Origin of the sequence: Peptoniphilus gorbachii (genome assembly GCF_016908115.1) — a bacterium.
Lineage (GTDB): Bacteria > Bacillota > Clostridia > Tissierellales > Peptoniphilaceae > Peptoniphilus_A > Peptoniphilus_A gorbachii.
In genome coordinates, this window is sequence record NZ_JAFBDH010000001.1 from 295548 (window position 1) to 311349 (window position 15802).

Sequence of the window (15802 nt, forward strand, 5' to 3'; positions counted from 1 at the left end):
TCCTCCTTAATTAAACAGCTTGTCTGACTTAAAACTGCTTATATCTAAATTGTATTTTATATACTTTATAATAATATTATGCAAATATTTTTTTCTATTTTCATCAATTATTTTTATTTCTTCAATATTTTCTATTTCTTCAAGCTTACCATATAGAACTTTTTTTAAGTAAATCAAATCTCTTCTTGTTAAGGAAAAAGAATAGGGATCTTGAAAATCAATAATTCCTTCTCTTATGGAAAAGTAGGCTTTTTCTTTGGCTTCAAGTTTTGGTCTGTAACCAATGAAGGAAAGATATTTTAGTTCAAAGGCAAGTGCAAGGGAAATTGGATCCTTGGTATAATTGAAATAACTTAATGTTTTTCTCATAAGATCAAAGACTTTTTTATTTGCTTCTCCTCCAATTGATGATTTTTCTAAAATCTCAAGGAGAAAGGATGCATAAATTAAATTATCATAACTTTCTCTAATTTTAAAATTAGATTCAACAATTTTAGCATCGCCTATATAAAAAAAGTTTTGTCCTTTTTTTAGAAAATATTCATTTACACCAAAGACTTGAGAAACACTTAAATTCTTCGATCTTGGTGTCATTGCACCCTTTACCATAATGGATACTTTGCCATAATTTCTAGTAAATACTCTAATAATTTTCGAGCTTTCACCAAATCCCATTTCATTTAAGACAATCCCCAAAGTATAATTATTTGTCGTAGCCAAATCTCTTTACCAAATTGTCTCTTTCTCTCCAATTTTTTTCAACTTTGACCCAAATTTGTAAATTCACCTTGGCATCTAAAAGTTTTTCGGCATCTTCTCTAGCTTCAGTCCCAATTCTTTTAAGCATTGAGCCAGATTTCCCAATTAAAATTCCCTTGTGAGAATCCCTTTCAACATAAATATTTGCTTCTATGTCATATATATTTTTGTCTTCTCTTTTTTTGAATTTTTCAATTGAAATGGCAAGTCCATGAGGAACTTCTTCGTTTAAATATCTAAGGCCCTTTTCTCTTATAATTTCTGCTACAATAAATCTTTCATTTTTATCTGTAATCATGTCTTCTGGATAATACATTGGACCAGGTTTTAAGTACTTCTTTAGAGTTTCAATATAAATATCAACTCCATCATTTTTCATAGCAGAAATTGGAATGATTTCATTAAAAATTTCTTCCTTGGCATACATAGAAATTATTTCAAGAAGTTCATCTTTTTTTATTGTGTCAACTTTATTTATAAGTAATATTATTGGCAATTTGCCTTCATATTCCTTTAAAATATCTATAATTGACCTTTCAGCTTTTCCAATTCTTTTTGAAGTATCAACTATATAAGTTATTACATCGGCTTCATCAATACTTTCCTTTGATTCAGTTAACATAAATTCGCCAAGTTTATTTTTTGGTCTCTGAATACCAGGAGTATCCAAAAATATGATTTGTGAATCATCATCAGTATGAATAAATGTAATATTTTGTCTTGTAGTCTGTGGTTTTGAAGATATTGCAGAAATTTTTTCACCAATTATTGCATTTAATAATGTAGATTTACCAACATTAGGTCTTCCAACTACAGATACATATCCAGATTTAAAATTATTATCTATCATTTTCATCTCCCATTAGGTCCTCTGGACCAAAGGAATGGGGTAAAATTTCCTCCATCCCATAAATTTTGTAATATTCAGTAGAATTTGCAATTATTATTTCAGGATTTTTTGAAAATTCACGAATAACTTGCCTGCATACTCCACAAGGAAAAGTGTAATCACTGTCCCCAACTATGGCAATTTTTTTTATTTCTCTTTTTCCTTCTGATACTGCTTTAAAAATTGCAGTTCTCTCTGCACAGTTTGTGGGAGAATAAGATGCTATTTCAATATTGCCACCAGAATAAACTGAGCCATCTTCCATCTCTACTGCACAACCCACATTAAAATGTGAGTAAGGCGTGTATGTCATATTATCTCTTGCCTTTATAGCAAGTTCAATTAATTTATTATATTCCATTTTAACCAACTACCTTAAATACAAATATTGCAACGCATACTCCAAGTATTGCACCCACCACTACTTCAGAAACCTTGTGGATTTTTCCTTCTACACGACTTTCAGCAACTAAAAAGGCAAGTCCAAAGGAACAAAGTGTCACAAGAGAATTTTCTGCAATCATAGTAATAATAGTGGCTGCACAAAAAGATACTGCAGAGTGACCACTAAGTCCTCCCCCTTGAAAATATGTACCTCCACTTTTTTTTGCCATTAAAAGTTTTGCCCCAACTGTAGCTATAATTATTATTAGTAGTGACACAAAGGCCAAATGATTTGGCATGTTCTTAATCTTAAATAAAAGTAAATCTCCAAAGGAAGCGAATTTGTCATAAAAAACTAAGTAAAAAACGACAAGAGCATTTATTGCAGTAATTAAAACTGCTCCAGCTGATACATCCTTTACATATTTCGCAATAGGATTATACTCTTGAACAACTAAATCAATTGTCCTTTCAATTGCAGTATTTATCATCTCTGCAAAAACCACTAGAGTTATAGAAAATAACATCAACAAAAATTCTGTAGATGATATATCAAAAAAAAGAGATAGAATAATTATTCCAAGAGCAGCAAGGTAGTGAAACTTCATGTTTCTCTCTGTCTTTAGAACAGAAATAATTCCTTGGACTGCATAATTAAATGAAGATATAAATCGTCCTTTTTTCATAAAATCACCTGTAAATAGAAAGCTCCTTCATTGCGAGTTTTTCTCTCTCTCTCATTTCTTTTTTATCCTCATCTTCCATGTGATCATACCCTAAAAGATGAAGAATGCTATGAACTGTCAAATAAGATAGTTCTCTCTCATTGGAGTGACCAAGTTCTTCAGCTTGCTCCATTACTCTTCTAGTATTTATTATAACATCTCCGAGAATTCTATTGTCTATAATAAATTCATCGTCCATGGGAAAAGATAAGACGTCTGTGCTTTTATCCACGCCTCTGTAGTCTCTATTTAAATCTCTAATCTCATCATCGCCAACAAAAGAAACTGAAACTTCAACATTTTGATCTAAATTTTCCACTTTTAAAACAGCAGCAATAGATTTTTCAATTAAATTTTTTATTTCTTCAGTAATTTCTATATCATTTTGTCTATCGTCGTAATAAATTTCCATTATTTTTCCCAACTTTTTGACTTTTTATCTTCTATTACTTTATCTGCCTTTTCTCTAGTTTTTTCGTATTTTTCGTAGGCATCAATAATTCTTTGAACTAGAGGATGTCTTACAATATCATTTTTATTTAAATAAGTTATTCCTATTCCCTTAACTCCAGCAAGAATTCTAAGTACAGTTTTAAGTCCTGATTGTTTGCCACGAGGAAGGTCTATTTGAGTGACATCACCTGTTATTATTGCCTTAGAACCGTAGCCAAGACGAGTCAAAAACATCTTCATTTGTTCATTAGTTGTGTTTTGAGCTTCATCAAGTATTACAAAGGCAGAGTCAAGAGTTCTACCTCTCATATAAGCAAGAGGTGCTACTTCAATAAGTCCTTTTTCAAATAAATTGTTGTAGGTATCATGTCCAAGTATTTCAAAGAGAGCATCATAAAGTGGTCTCAAATATGGGTCAACTTTATTTTGCAAATCCCCTGGCAAAAATCCTAAGTTTTCTCCAGCTTCTACAGCAGGCCTTGTTAAAATTATTCTATTAACTTCCTTCGACTTAAAAGCACGAACCGCTGCTGCCATTGCAAGATAAGTTTTACCAGTACCCGCAGGTCCAATTCCAAATACAATATCGTTGTTATTAATGCTATCAATATATCTCTTTTGACCTAAAGTCTTTGCCCTTATGGGCTTACCCATAGAAGTATAAACCACAGTGTCCTTTAAAAGTTCAGACACTGGTCTCTTCTCATTATTTTTTATTAGAGAAATAGAATATCTAACATCTGAAAGACTTAAACTTTTTTGTTTTTTAGCAGTTTCAATTAAATTCTTTAGTAAAAGTGTGGCGTCCTCAACTTTTTCTTCTTCGCCATATATTAAAACTTTATCATTTTTTGATTTAATAGATACATCTAATTCCTTTTCAATGAGACCAATGTTTTCGTCTAATTTGCCAAAGACAATTGACAATAAATTAATGTCATTAATATCAATGGAACTTTCCACTTTTGCCAAATATATACCCCCTTAAACTAGACTATTATAATACCACAAAAAGGCTTACTTTTCCATAGATTATGAAAAGCAAGCCACTATTTATCTAAGACCTAAAGGCTCGTCGAAAATTTCTTTATAAACAATAATTTTCGGCAAATCTTCTTCGCCAAAATCTAAAAAATTTATAAAAATATTCTTATCTAGGTCTTCATCATCGTAAAAAACTTGATCTGACTCACATTCTTTTATAAATTCACTGTCAATTATCTTTCCACCATCTTTTTCCAAATTATATGTTTCAGAAAGATTGTAGGTGTTTTCAAGATTGTAAGTTTCAGACAAGTTTTCACCAGAAGTTTTGTCTTCCCTACTTTTTTTCTCTTCTAAAAGTTTTTCCTTTACTTTTCTTTGAGAAAGTTTTGGGTCTTTGTCTATTAAAATATTTTTATGATTTCTCTTAGATTCATCTTTAGAATTCTTTTTATTCTTTTCTTTTTCTCTCTCTTCTTTGATTATTCTTTTTATCTCATTTGCCAGTGTATCTGCGTCTGATCTTCTATCTCTATTTAGATTTTTAGAGTTTTTAATATCTCTTCCATCTTCATGAAAATCTTCCTTAAATTTTTTTTTGCCCCTATTTAAAATAGTAAGCAATATCTTAAAAAAGATTACGAAAATAATTGCAGGCATTAGAGAAATTATTGCAATAAAAATACTAAGCATAGGATTCATTATTTATTGTCCTTTTTAGGATTTTTATCAGAAATTTTTGAGATAGAATTTCTCATATCAGTATCAGAATTTATATTTTTCATTTTATAATAATCAAAGACACCTAAATTACCACTTTTTAAAGCTTCAGCCATGGCAATAGGAACTTGTGATTCAGCTTCAACAACCTTAGCCCTCATAGCTTCAACTTCAGCCTTCATTTCTTGTTCACGAGCAAGAGCCATAGCGCGTCTTTCACTTGCCTTAGCCTCAGAAATTCTCTTGTCTGCTTCAGCTTGATCCGTTTGAAGTCTTGCACCAATATTTCTTGCAACATCAACATCGGCTATATCAATTGATAAAATTTCATAAGCAGTACCAGAGTCAAGACCCTTATCAAGAACTACTCTAGAAATAGAATCTGGATTTTCCAAAACAGCCTTATAGCTTAGAGATGAACCAACAGTTGTTACAATACCTTCTCCAACTCTTGCTATAATAGTTTGTTCACCTGCACCACCTACAAGTCTTTCAATATTCGCTCTTACAGTTACCTTCGCCTTTACAATGACTTCAATACCATCTTGAGCAACTGCAGAGATATTTGGAGTTTCAATAACCTTTGGGTTAACTGAGACTTGTACAGCTTCAAGAACATCTCTACCAGCAAGATCAATTGCAGCAGCTCTTTCAAATTGTAGAGGAATATTTGCTCTTTGAGCAGCAATAAGAGCATCTACAAGAGTATTTACATTACCACCTGCAAGATAATGAGCTTCAAGGCTAGCAATTTCAAGATTTAAACCAGCCTTAGTTGCCTTAATTGCAGGTCTAACAATTCTTGAAGGCTTTACTCTTCTTAGTTTCATACCAATAAGTTCTGAAATTCTAATTTTTACACCAGAGAAAAATGCTGTCACCCATAGTCCAATAGGAACAAAGGACAAAAATATGGATATAAATATAAAAATTAAGACTATAACTATAATACTTCCAAAGGGATAAAAATTCATAAATCCTCCTAATTATTTTTTTCGACGAAAACTCTTGCGCCGCTAATTCTAACTACTCTAACTTCTTCATTTTTTCCAATAAAACCAACATCTGAAATAACTTCTATTTTTTCTTCATGAAAATTTGCATAACCAGTTGGTCTTAATGCTGTCTTTGTTATAAGTACATCTCCAAGTTTTACTTCTTCACTTTTCACTCCCACATAACCTTTTTCAGTTGAGCTTTCAGTAAAAAGTCTAAGTCGATTTATTACTTCTGAATCAATTCCCCTCTTAAAAAGAGCAACCCCCAAAGCTATAGCAATTACAAGGGCAATGGCAAGAGAAAAAATAGCAAAGTAAATATCTTTCATTGATAAAACTATGGCAGCAGAAATTGCAAGTATTCCACTAATTCCTGCAACTCCAAAACCTGGTATCATTATTTCAAAGGCAAGAAGTAAAAGTCCCAAGACAAATAATAAAATCTCGAACCAATTAGTATTTCCCATGTAAATATTGCCCCAAAAGAAAATTGCAAAGGCAGCAATAGAAACAATACCACCAAGGCCAAAACCTGGAGTCAAAATTTCAAGCACAGCTCCAACTATTGCAACAATAAGTAAGATTGTGAAAATGTAATCATTGGAAAAAATACTTTCTGCTAAACTATTCTCCTTAGCTGCGTAAACAAAATTTGTTGCCAGCATAAAAAAAGGAAGAATATAAAAATATTTTTTAAAATTTTTCAAATTGACCTCCTCCACTTATAGCTTTTTTACCCATAATTTTTTATCAATAACCGAAAAAAACTTTAAGATATTGTAAAGTTTTATAATATTTGACAAAAACAAATTAATGTAAAATGAAAATATAACAATTTTTCTATAGTAGTTTCAAAATTAAAAAAAAAGTGTATCACTTAATCGCAAACAAAAGTTGATTAAAAGTGATACACATTCTTGGTGCTAAAGGTGGGACTTGAACCCACACGATCTTGCGACCGCCAGATTTTGAGTCTGGTGCGTCTGCCAATTCCGCCACTCTAGCAAAAAAAAGAAGTGCCAGGCACTTCTAATATTGTGGGGTGGATAGTGGGAATCGAACCCACGATCTTCAGGACCACAATCTGACGCCTTAACCAGCTAGGCCATACCCACCACGAACAATAAATACATATTAACAAAACATATATATTTTGTCAATAAATTTTTACAATTTAGAAAGTTTATCTCGAAGATTTTTTAAAGCTCTTGATCTATGACTAATTTCATTTTTTTCTTCGTGACTCATCTCAGCAAAAGTTTTATCAAAACCTTCTGGTATAAAGATGCTGTCATAGCCAAATCCATTTTCTCCCTTTTCTTCAAGAGAAATTTTTCCAGGACAAACTCCCTCTATAGGAATAATATTTTTTTCTTCGTCAATTAAAATTATTTCTGTCTTAAAATATGCACTTCTGTCATCTTTATCTTTAAGATTATTTAATAGTTTTTCTCTATTTTTTTTATCGTCATGTTCTGATGCATATCTTGCAGAGTGAACTCCTGGTTCGCCAGCAAGGGCATTAACAAATAAACCTGTATCATCTGCTAGAACTGCACAGTCAACTCTTTCTGCCATGGCAGAGGCTTTCTTTAGAGCATTGTCATATAAGGTGTCTCCATCTTCAATAACTTCAAAATCCATGCCATCTATATCAGACTTTCCATAAATTTTTACATCAATATCTTCTAAAATTTCTCTTATTTCTCTTAACTTATTTTTGTTGTCTGTCGATAAAACAATCTTCCTCATATATATTGCTCCAATATTTCAAAATATCTAAATATATCTTCTATGCCTCTTTTTGCACCCTTTAAAAATTCATTTAATTCATCAATGGTAAAAGTGTCTCCTTCACCTGTTCCTTGAATTTCAATTAGTTCAAATTTGTCATTCATGACAACATTTAAATCAACATCGGCATTGGAATCTTCTTTAAAATCTAAATCAACTAAATTTATTCCATTTACTTTTCCAACGCTTATTGCAGCTACCTTAGATTTCATTGGATCTTCTTCAAATTTTCCACTTTCTAGTGCTTTTTTTACTGCAATTTTTAAGGCAATGTAAGACCCTGTAATAGATGCTGTTCTAGTTCCGCCATCAGCAGATATTACATCGCAGTCAATCCAAATTGTTCTTTCGCCAATTTTATCTAAATCTATTGAAGACCTGAGTGATCTTCCAATTAATCTTGAAATCTCGCTGCTTCTTCCATCAAGCTTACCCTTAGATATGTCTCTTACTTTCCTAGTTGGTGTTGATCCAGGAAGCATAGAATACTCACTTGATAGCCAGCCTTTGTTCTTACCTCTTAAAAATGTTGGAACTTTATTTTCAATCATGGCTGTACAAATAACTTTTGTATCTCCACATTCAATTAAGACCGAACCATCTGGGTGTTCCAGATAATTTGGTCTTATTTTAATTTCTCTTATTTCGTCGTTTTGTCTATCTTCTCTCATAATTCCCTTTCTCATTTAATAACATAGCTATTCATGTAGTCTTCTATACCATTATAGATGCCTTTAGCTAATTTATCAATGTAGTCAGGATCCTTAATATTTTCTAAATCACTTTCGTTTGACAAAAATCCTAACTCAACAAGGGCGGAAACATTTTTTGTTTTATTTAACACAATTATAGCTGGTGTATTTTTAATTCCACGATCCACTGCTCCAGTTTCCCTGATGAGTGCCTTTTGTAAACAATTAGCAAAATGTTTTTGAACAGTATCTTTAATTGCAATATTTTTTTCAGATGCATAAAGAACTTCTATACCTTTTGCACTAGAGTTATCAGAACTATTGAAGTGAATTGACAAGAATAAATCTGCATTGTTATCATTTGACACAGAGGCTCTATCTAATAATTTGATGTATTCATCTCTTGTCCTTGTAATTCTTGCATTGATTTCAGAATTTTCATTTAATTTTTCCATTAAATTTTCTGCAACCAATAAACTTAAATCTTTTTCATAAGTATAACCATCGACAGCAATTGCACCAGAATCCTTGCCACCGTGACCAGGATCTATTACAATATTTAGCTTGCCATTAATTTCAATCTTATCTTTTATAACTCTATTCTTCTTTTCTTTAAGGTCAAGATCTGCCTCTTCAAAAATTTTGTCTTCATTACCTTTATTGATTTGATTTTTTATATTTTTAGTTTCTTTTTTTTCAACGTTTGATTGGAAAAAATTGTCATTAAAAATTGATTTTGAATTAACTTTTGAGTTTTTTGAATTTTTAGTTTTTTTCTTATTGTTTTTGTCCTTATTTATTTTATCTTCAACTATGGAATCTGTTTTTTCAGTGCTGATTTCTGCTCTTACTTTATCATTGTTCCAATCAACATTGTAACCAAAAGTCTCAGATATAAATCTAAGAGGTACCATTGTTTTAGTTTCTTTTCTTGGCTTACTATATAAGGCAAGTTGTGGTGCTTGCGCACGGTCTAATTCAATTTTTTTGTCATTAACTGTAACCTTTGAATTGTCAATTTGCATATTTATAACATCACCATTTAAGGTAATCTTTATGCTTTTATCCTTTCCATTCCACTTTACATCGGCACCAAGTTTTTCTGTAATTTCTCTTATTGGTACAAAAGTTCTTCCCTCTTTTACATAAGGAGAAAAATCTGTTTTTAATGAATCTTCATTAATTAGTACTCCTGCTTCTTTTACTTTGTAGTCTTTATTTCCTATACTTACATTAAAAGTATTTGCAGCAAAAACTGGAGTAATTAACATTGATATAAACAAAATTGATATTTTAATAATTTTTTTCATTTAATTCACCTAGTTAAAGTTTATATATGATTAACTAATTTGTCAACATTGTAACCAAATTGTAATATTTAATCGATTACCTTGTAAAGCTCATCAGAACCTGGTTCAGAAAGAATTAATATTTGGTCATTAGCTATTACTTGAGTGGATTTTTCTTCAGTAACTTCTCCAATCTCACTTATTTTTATTCCATTTTTTTCTGCTTCATTTTTAAAATCTTTATACTTATCTTTATCAAAAATCATGAGCATACTTCCACTTGAAATAAGTCTCATTGGATCAATTCCATAAAATTCTGCAATTTTATTTGTCTCATCAAGAAGAGGTATATCATCATAATAAATTCTTAGACCATGACCAAGAGCAACTCCTGTTTCCCAAAGTGCGCCATAAAGACCTCCTTCAGTTATATCATGCATATGCTTTACTCCATATTTTGAAGCAAGTCTTGATTCTTTTAGAACAGAAATATCTTGTGAAAGAGATTTTGCAAATTCTAATTCTTTTTGAGATAAAATTTCTTTAACTTCATCTTTTTCATTAGAAATAATACTTGTGCCTTCTATACCTACATATTTAGATACAGCTATAACATCTCCAGCTTTAATACTTTTTATATCTGGCATATTTTTTTTATTAACCCTTCCTAAAACAGTTGTTGAAATTAAAATTTTATTTACTGCATCAGTTATTTCTGTGTGACCTCCAATTATATCTACATTTAATTTTTTTGCTGTATTATTAGCATCTTCAATAATTTCTTTTAAGTCCTCAAGACTAGCACTTGGTGGAATTAAAACTGTCATTAAAAGACCAACTGGATCAGCGCATTGGCAGCTTACGTCGTTTACAGAAACATTTATTGCAAGGGAACCAATATTTTTTGATGCCCCTGTTATTGGATCTGTTGAAGCTACAATTAAATCTCCAGCAAAATCCATAACAGCACAATCTAGTCCAGTTCCACTTTTTACTATTACTTCTTCTCTATTTGAACTTAATTTGTTAAAAATATATTTTTCTAACAATTCAGTTTTTAATTTTCCTATTTCCAAATTTAACACCCCATAGAATTTTACAATTATTTTATCTGTATTTCAAATTTATAAAATCCATTTTCCTTATAGAAATTTTTACTTAAAATATTTATGTCAGAAAAGACCTTGTTAAAATAGTCTTCGTCTTTAACAATTCCATTAACTATCATCTTTCCATTGTCAAAATAATAATTTGTAATAATTAAATCCTTATCTTCTAATTTTTGAATTTCAGAAATTTTATCAATAAAAATTTTATTTCTCTCTTGAAATTTATCACTTGATGTATCAATTTCTTCTACTTCTTCATTTTTTACATCTTTAATATCTTTTAAACTTATTTCATTTTCTTTTTTTAGATTAAAATAATATAGTACATTAAAAAATATTATAGCTGCCATGGCAAGGGCAAGAATCAAATTAATTGGGTTTTTCTTTTTCCTTATATTTTTTTCTTTTTTCTCTCTTTTTATAGAAGCTTTATTATGGATACCTACTTCTAATATTTTATATTTTAAATTGCTATAGGATAATAGTGCATCTTTAATTTCCTTTGAATCGCAAATATTTCCAAATAAATATACTTCTTCACCTTTAGAAAAATTTTCCATTTCTTTTATGTGATTTATAAAATAATTAATGTATCTAAACAAAAAAATCCTCGTCAATTTTTGTTTCTTCTGGGTCATATCGAAGGTTTATTATGTTACTTGCATTTTCTTCTTCCAAATTGTTGTCATCAATTAATTTTTCTATATTCTCGTCGTAAATCTTTTTATAGAAATTTACAAGATTATTTTTTACAGACATAAATTTTATATATCTTGGATTAATCTCAAGGAATTTTCCATCTTTTTTTATGGACTGTGCTTCTGGAATTATTTCAAAGTTTTTTATTTCTAATTTATCCAAAACTTCCCTTAATTTTAAAATTAATTTCCTAGGAACTAAATCAATGGATAAATTTAAAATTTTATTTTCTTTTTCATAGTCGTAAAAAATTTCATAGTCTGATAAATCAAAATCCCCATAATCTTCAAGTTCTAAGGCGAGAAAATCTTTTATCTCACTATCATCGATTTCAGGAATTTTATAATTTATGTGAATAAAAGAAGAAGAGCCAAATATTAAAATTAAATTATCATTCTTCTCAAAATCTATTTTTTCTAAAATTTTACTAAACTTATAGAAAAAATGATGATAATCTAAAATTTCTCCATCCCTAAAAATTTTATAAGGTAAGGAAATATTTAACTCTTCTTTCTTATTTGTATTTATTTTTATTAAACCGTCATTAATTATAATTTTTGTAATATTTTTTTGAAACATGTTTCACCTGTACAATATGAAAATAATAATTGCTATGCTAATAAAGGGTCCAAAGGCAATTGAATCTTTAAAATTCTTTTTCTTTAATAAAATTAAAATTATAGAAAAAACTGCTCCTATAACAAAGGCATCTTTAAATATTATAAAAGCATCTAAAATATTATTTGCAAAAATTCCCATAATAAAGGAATAAAGTACATCGCCAAATCCCATCATTCCTGTAAATTTATATAAGGCATAAAAAATCATTCCCATGCCAAGGGAGAATTTTAAGGAGTTAAAAATATTTTCTCCTAAAAATAATTTTAAAAGTAAAGTAAAAATTAAAATTATTAAGAGGTCTAGATTATAAATAAATCCAATTTTGTAATCTATTATTCCAATAAAAGTTGCCACTGTAATTATTCCAATAAGTAAAAAACTTTGGATAGACAAATCATATTTTAAAAAAGCAAAAACTGAGAGGCTTGAAATTAAAATTTCAGCTAAAAATTTATCTTTCCCAATTTTTTCTCCACAAGTTTTACACTTTCCGCCAAGAAAAATATAAGAAAAGACTGGTATTAATTCATAAAACTTTAAATTCCTATGGCAGGAGTCGCAGTGACTTCTCTCCCATATAAAATTTTCATTTTTTTCTCTTCTCATGATAAAAACATCATAAAAGGATGCCAAGGAACCTCCCAGCATAAAAATTAAAAAGCCTATAAAAAGTTTGTAAAAATTACTTTCCATTTTCTTCAACTAAAGATTTCCCTGAAACTTTTATCATTCCTGGCTTAACTTCCACATCGCCGTCATCAGTTGCAGTTACTGTAAAATCTTTTGCGCCACTTAAATGTTTCGCAGGCTTAGGAATTTTTCCTCCTTCAAGGTATGGCTTCAAAGCTTTAAGAGAAAGATCATTTTTTACATCAGGATGATCAATTAAGTATAAAATACCTGCACTCTTTAAAACTTTTACATTAGAATTGTGGGCAGCTGCCTCGGCTGCAAGATTTGCTGTGCTGTACTTCATAGCTGCAATTGAAATTAAAATTGCTATAATTGCTATTACTATTACAAGTTCAATAAGCGTAAAACCTCTTTGTCTTTTTTTTAATTTCATAAAAGCCTCCTAAAATTGATTTACCATATCAAAAATTGGAAGTGCAATTGATAGCACTATAAATCCAATTATCAATGCCATAAAAATTATTAAAATTGGACCAAGAATTCCAAAAAATTTCTTATTATAAGAATTTAATTCTTCTCCATAGAATTCCGACATAATTTCAAAAACTTCTTTTAAATTTGAGGATTCTTCTCCAACTCTTATCATAGAAACTAAAATTTTTGGAAATATTTTTATTTTATTTGTACTATTATAAAAAGATTCTCCAGATTTTATGTCAAATAAAATTTCTCGAAATTTCTCCTTTAAAACCACATTATCTTCCATTGATGAAATTATTTCTAAACTTCTATCAACTGTTATTCCCGCTCCTAGTAATAAATCCATATTAAAAGTAAATTTTAAACTTTTTGTCATTTTATAATATTTTGATTTTAAAAATAACTTGTGAAATGTTCTTGGATTTTTTCTGTGATAAATTAATATAATTGTCATGATAATTAATAGAATTATAATCACAAAAATATAATTTTTATACATAAAGTTTGAGAAATTTAATAATATTCTAGTTGGTAGTGGCAATAAATTGTCATTAGCAGAAAAAATTTCGCCAAAACTAGGAATTACGTTTATAATCAAAAAATTAATTACAAAAACAGAAGTAATAAGTAGAATTATTGGATAAGCCAAGGCTTCAATTATTTTTGAATTTGTTTCTCTCTTTTTTATGTAATAATTTGACAAGGAGTTAAAAATTTTTCCAAGGCTAGATGTGTTTTCCCCAACATAAATCATATTAACTACTAAATTGGGGAAGGCTTTTGTAGCCTCTACGGATTCTGTAAGAGAAGTCCCACTTCTCAAATTATCCCTTAGACTATTTAGAATTTTACCCTTATCTTTAGAAAATTCTGAGTTTAAAATTTCAAAGGCAGTTTCTAAACTTATCCCCGAACTTATTAAGAGAGAAAGTTCTCTAAATAGAATGTATAAATCTTCATTTTTAAATTTTCTATTAAAATCTAAGGAATTAGTAGACTCAATATTTTCTTCGATTTTTATTGGTCTTAGTCCATCTCTTTTTAAATTTTCCTTGGCATCTTTTATACTTGTGGCGTCAATATTTCCCTTTATTTTTTCACTGCCTTTAAAGGCCTTATATTTGTAAATCATAATTCACCAACGGTATGAATGTTTTTGTAGTATTCGTCGAAACTAGTTTCGCCCTTTTCAATTAATTTTAAAATTTCACTAGAAAGTGTATTCATGCCCTTTTCTATTGCAAGGTTTTTTATGTTTTTTACATTTTCTTTTCTGCTAATCATGTCGCGAATTTCACTATCTATAATCATAATTTCAAAAACAGCAATTCTTCCCTTGTATCCTCCATTGCATTTACTACAACCCTTTGCCTTGTAAATATATTCACTGTCAATTAAAGGATTTGTGTTTTTTATTTTTTCTCTGCAATGAGGACATAGTTTTCTTATAAGTCTTTGGGAAATTACTCCAATTAAGCCAGCTGAAATTAAATAAGGCTCGATTCCCATATCAATTAGTCTTCCAATTGATGCCGGTGACGATTCTGTATGAAGAGTTGATAAAACTAAGTGCCCAGTAATAGAAGATGAAATTGCTATATGTGCAGTGTCTTCATTTCTTATTTCACCAATCATAATTTTATCAGGGTCCATTCTTAAAATTGCCTTTAATCCTTTTTCAAAGGAAAGACCTGTGTTTGGGTTGACTTCAATTTGATTTATTCCATCAATTTTATATTCAATTGGATCTTCTATTGTCATTATATTTAATTCTTCATTTTGAATTTTTCTAAGAAGTGTATATAAGGTTGAAGTTTTTCCAGAAGATGTTGGACCACAAATAAGAATAAGACCTGATGGCTGACTAATTAAACTCATAACTTTTTCATAATTATCATTAAGAAGACCAATACCTTCTGGTGTGTATGAAATTCTTTGAATATCTAAAATTCTAAGTACAATTTTTTCAGCATTTCCAGTTGGTGTTGTTGCAACTCTAATATCTATTTTTTCCTCCGAAAAAGTAAAACTAAATCTACCATCTTGAGGTAGCCTCTTTTCAGAAATATCTAATCCAGATAATATTTTTATTCTAGTCACAAGGTGAGGATAAATCTTTTTTGGAAGTTCAATTAATTTGTTTAAAGCTCCATCAATCCTTATTCTAACAACAATCTTTTCAAATCTTGGCTCAATATGAATATCGCTAGCGTTTTTCTCGATACTTTCTCTTAAAATATAATCTAGCAAACGAACTGCTGGGGAATCTTCTTTTTCCTCATCACCTATTACTAGTAAATCTTCGTAATTTGAATTTATGTCTTCTAAAAGAAAATCTTTTTTCTCATCTTTATAAATTTTATCTAATTCTTCTAAAATTTTTTCTTTAGAACTTTCTTCTAAAATTACCTCTCTCTGTAATTTTTGTTCAAGGTTATATTTTAAAATATCATCAATATGTATAGAGTAGAAGACAAGACTATTGCCCTCTTCTCTAGCAGGAGCTATAAAATTTTTCCTACAATAATTTTCTCCAAATATATCCTTAATTTCAAAAGAAAATTTATTCACAG

The 15802-nt window shown here is 29.5% G+C and carries 19 protein-coding genes and 2 tRNA genes; all 21 read right to left on the reverse strand.

Annotated features, from left to right (window positions below; translation table 11 throughout):
* Positions 1-6 precede the first annotated feature (6 nt).
* Positions 7-720: a DNA repair protein RecO gene (gene recO, locus JOD41_RS01430; protein ID WP_205051276.1), complete on the reverse strand. Its 714-nt coding sequence runs from the start codon at positions 718-720 to the stop codon at positions 7-9.
* Positions 704-1609, reverse strand: coding sequence for a GTPase Era (gene era, locus JOD41_RS01435; protein ID WP_205051277.1), 906 nt, complete (start codon positions 1607-1609; stop codon positions 704-706). Before era ends, recO begins: the two co-directional genes overlap by 17 nt.
* Positions 1599-2009 carry a cytidine deaminase gene (locus JOD41_RS01440; protein WP_205051278.1) on the reverse strand — a complete coding sequence of 137 codons (411 nt, stop codon included), beginning with the start codon at positions 2007-2009 and terminating at the stop codon, positions 1599-1601. The genes era and JOD41_RS01440 overlap by 11 nt, the downstream gene beginning before the upstream one ends.
* A 1-nt stretch (position 2010) precedes the next feature.
* Positions 2011-2718 carry a diacylglycerol kinase gene (locus tag JOD41_RS01445; RefSeq protein WP_205051279.1) on the reverse strand — a complete coding sequence of 236 codons (708 nt, stop codon included), beginning with the start codon at positions 2716-2718 and terminating at the stop codon, positions 2011-2013.
* 4 nt (positions 2719-2722) lie between these two features.
* Positions 2723-3169: an rRNA maturation RNase YbeY gene (gene ybeY / locus JOD41_RS01450; protein ID WP_205051280.1), complete on the reverse strand. Its 447-nt coding sequence runs from the start codon at positions 3167-3169 to the stop codon at positions 2723-2725.
* Complete coding sequence (locus tag JOD41_RS01455) at positions 3169-4182, reverse strand: PhoH family protein (RefSeq protein WP_205051281.1); 1014 nt, start codon at positions 4180-4182, stop codon at positions 3169-3171. Before JOD41_RS01455 ends, ybeY begins: the two co-directional genes overlap by 1 nt.
* An 81-nt stretch (positions 4183-4263) precedes the next feature.
* Positions 4264-4896 (reverse strand): hypothetical protein, encoded by a 633-nt coding sequence (locus tag JOD41_RS01460; protein ID WP_205051282.1) that lies wholly within the window; start codon positions 4894-4896, stop codon positions 4264-4266.
* Positions 4896-5888: a flotillin-like protein FloA gene (gene floA, locus JOD41_RS01465; protein ID WP_156702219.1), complete on the reverse strand. Its 993-nt coding sequence runs from the start codon at positions 5886-5888 to the stop codon at positions 4896-4898. Before floA ends, JOD41_RS01460 begins: the two co-directional genes overlap by 1 nt.
* 8 nt (positions 5889-5896) lie before the next feature.
* Positions 5897-6619 carry an NfeD family protein gene (locus tag JOD41_RS01470; RefSeq protein WP_205051283.1) on the reverse strand — a complete coding sequence of 241 codons (723 nt, stop codon included), beginning with the start codon at positions 6617-6619 and terminating at the stop codon, positions 5897-5899.
* Between the two features lie 211 nt (positions 6620-6830).
* Positions 6831-6917, reverse strand: a tRNA-Leu gene (locus JOD41_RS01475).
* A gap of 33 nt (positions 6918-6950) precedes the next feature.
* Positions 6951-7027, reverse strand: a tRNA-His gene (locus tag JOD41_RS01480).
* Between the two features lie 52 nt (positions 7028-7079).
* Positions 7080-7664 carry an RdgB/HAM1 family non-canonical purine NTP pyrophosphatase gene (gene rdgB, locus JOD41_RS01485; RefSeq protein ID WP_205051284.1) on the reverse strand — a complete coding sequence of 195 codons (585 nt, stop codon included), beginning with the start codon at positions 7662-7664 and terminating at the stop codon, positions 7080-7082.
* Complete coding sequence (gene rph / locus JOD41_RS01490; RefSeq protein WP_205051285.1) at positions 7661-8377, reverse strand: ribonuclease PH; 717 nt, start codon at positions 8375-8377, stop codon at positions 7661-7663. Before rph ends, rdgB begins: the two co-directional genes overlap by 4 nt.
* A gap of 11 nt (positions 8378-8388) precedes the next feature.
* Positions 8389-9708, reverse strand: coding sequence for an N-acetylmuramoyl-L-alanine amidase (locus tag JOD41_RS01495; protein ID WP_205051286.1), 1320 nt, complete (start codon positions 9706-9708; stop codon positions 8389-8391).
* Between the two features lie 68 nt (positions 9709-9776).
* Positions 9777-10763: an AIR synthase family protein gene (locus JOD41_RS01500; protein ID WP_205051287.1), complete on the reverse strand. Its 987-nt coding sequence runs from the start codon at positions 10761-10763 to the stop codon at positions 9777-9779.
* A 26-nt stretch (positions 10764-10789) separates the two neighbouring features.
* The gene (locus JOD41_RS09130) at positions 10790-11398 is read right to left on the reverse strand and encodes a hypothetical protein (protein ID WP_239540842.1); all 609 of its coding nucleotides are present in this window, start codon (positions 11396-11398) and stop codon (positions 10790-10792) included.
* Positions 11391-12074, reverse strand: coding sequence for a hypothetical protein (locus tag JOD41_RS09135; protein WP_239540845.1), 684 nt, complete (start codon positions 12072-12074; stop codon positions 11391-11393). The genes JOD41_RS09130 and JOD41_RS09135 overlap by 8 nt, the downstream gene beginning before the upstream one ends.
* A 3-nt stretch (positions 12075-12077) precedes the next feature.
* Positions 12078-12749, reverse strand: coding sequence for a prepilin peptidase (locus JOD41_RS01510; RefSeq protein WP_239540848.1), 672 nt, complete (start codon positions 12747-12749; stop codon positions 12078-12080).
* A 49-nt stretch (positions 12750-12798) separates the two neighbouring features.
* Positions 12799-13182 (reverse strand): prepilin-type N-terminal cleavage/methylation domain-containing protein, encoded by a 384-nt coding sequence (locus JOD41_RS01515; RefSeq protein WP_205051289.1) that lies wholly within the window; start codon positions 13180-13182, stop codon positions 12799-12801.
* Positions 13183-13191: 9 nt separating this feature from the next.
* Positions 13192-14361 (reverse strand): type II secretion system F family protein, encoded by a 1170-nt coding sequence (locus JOD41_RS01520; RefSeq protein WP_205051290.1) that lies wholly within the window; start codon positions 14359-14361, stop codon positions 13192-13194.
* The gene (locus tag JOD41_RS01525; RefSeq protein WP_205051291.1) at positions 14358-15800 is read right to left on the reverse strand and encodes an ATPase, T2SS/T4P/T4SS family; all 1443 of its coding nucleotides are present in this window, start codon (positions 15798-15800) and stop codon (positions 14358-14360) included. The genes JOD41_RS01520 and JOD41_RS01525 overlap by 4 nt, the downstream gene beginning before the upstream one ends.
* Between the last annotated feature and the right edge of the window lie 2 nt (positions 15801-15802).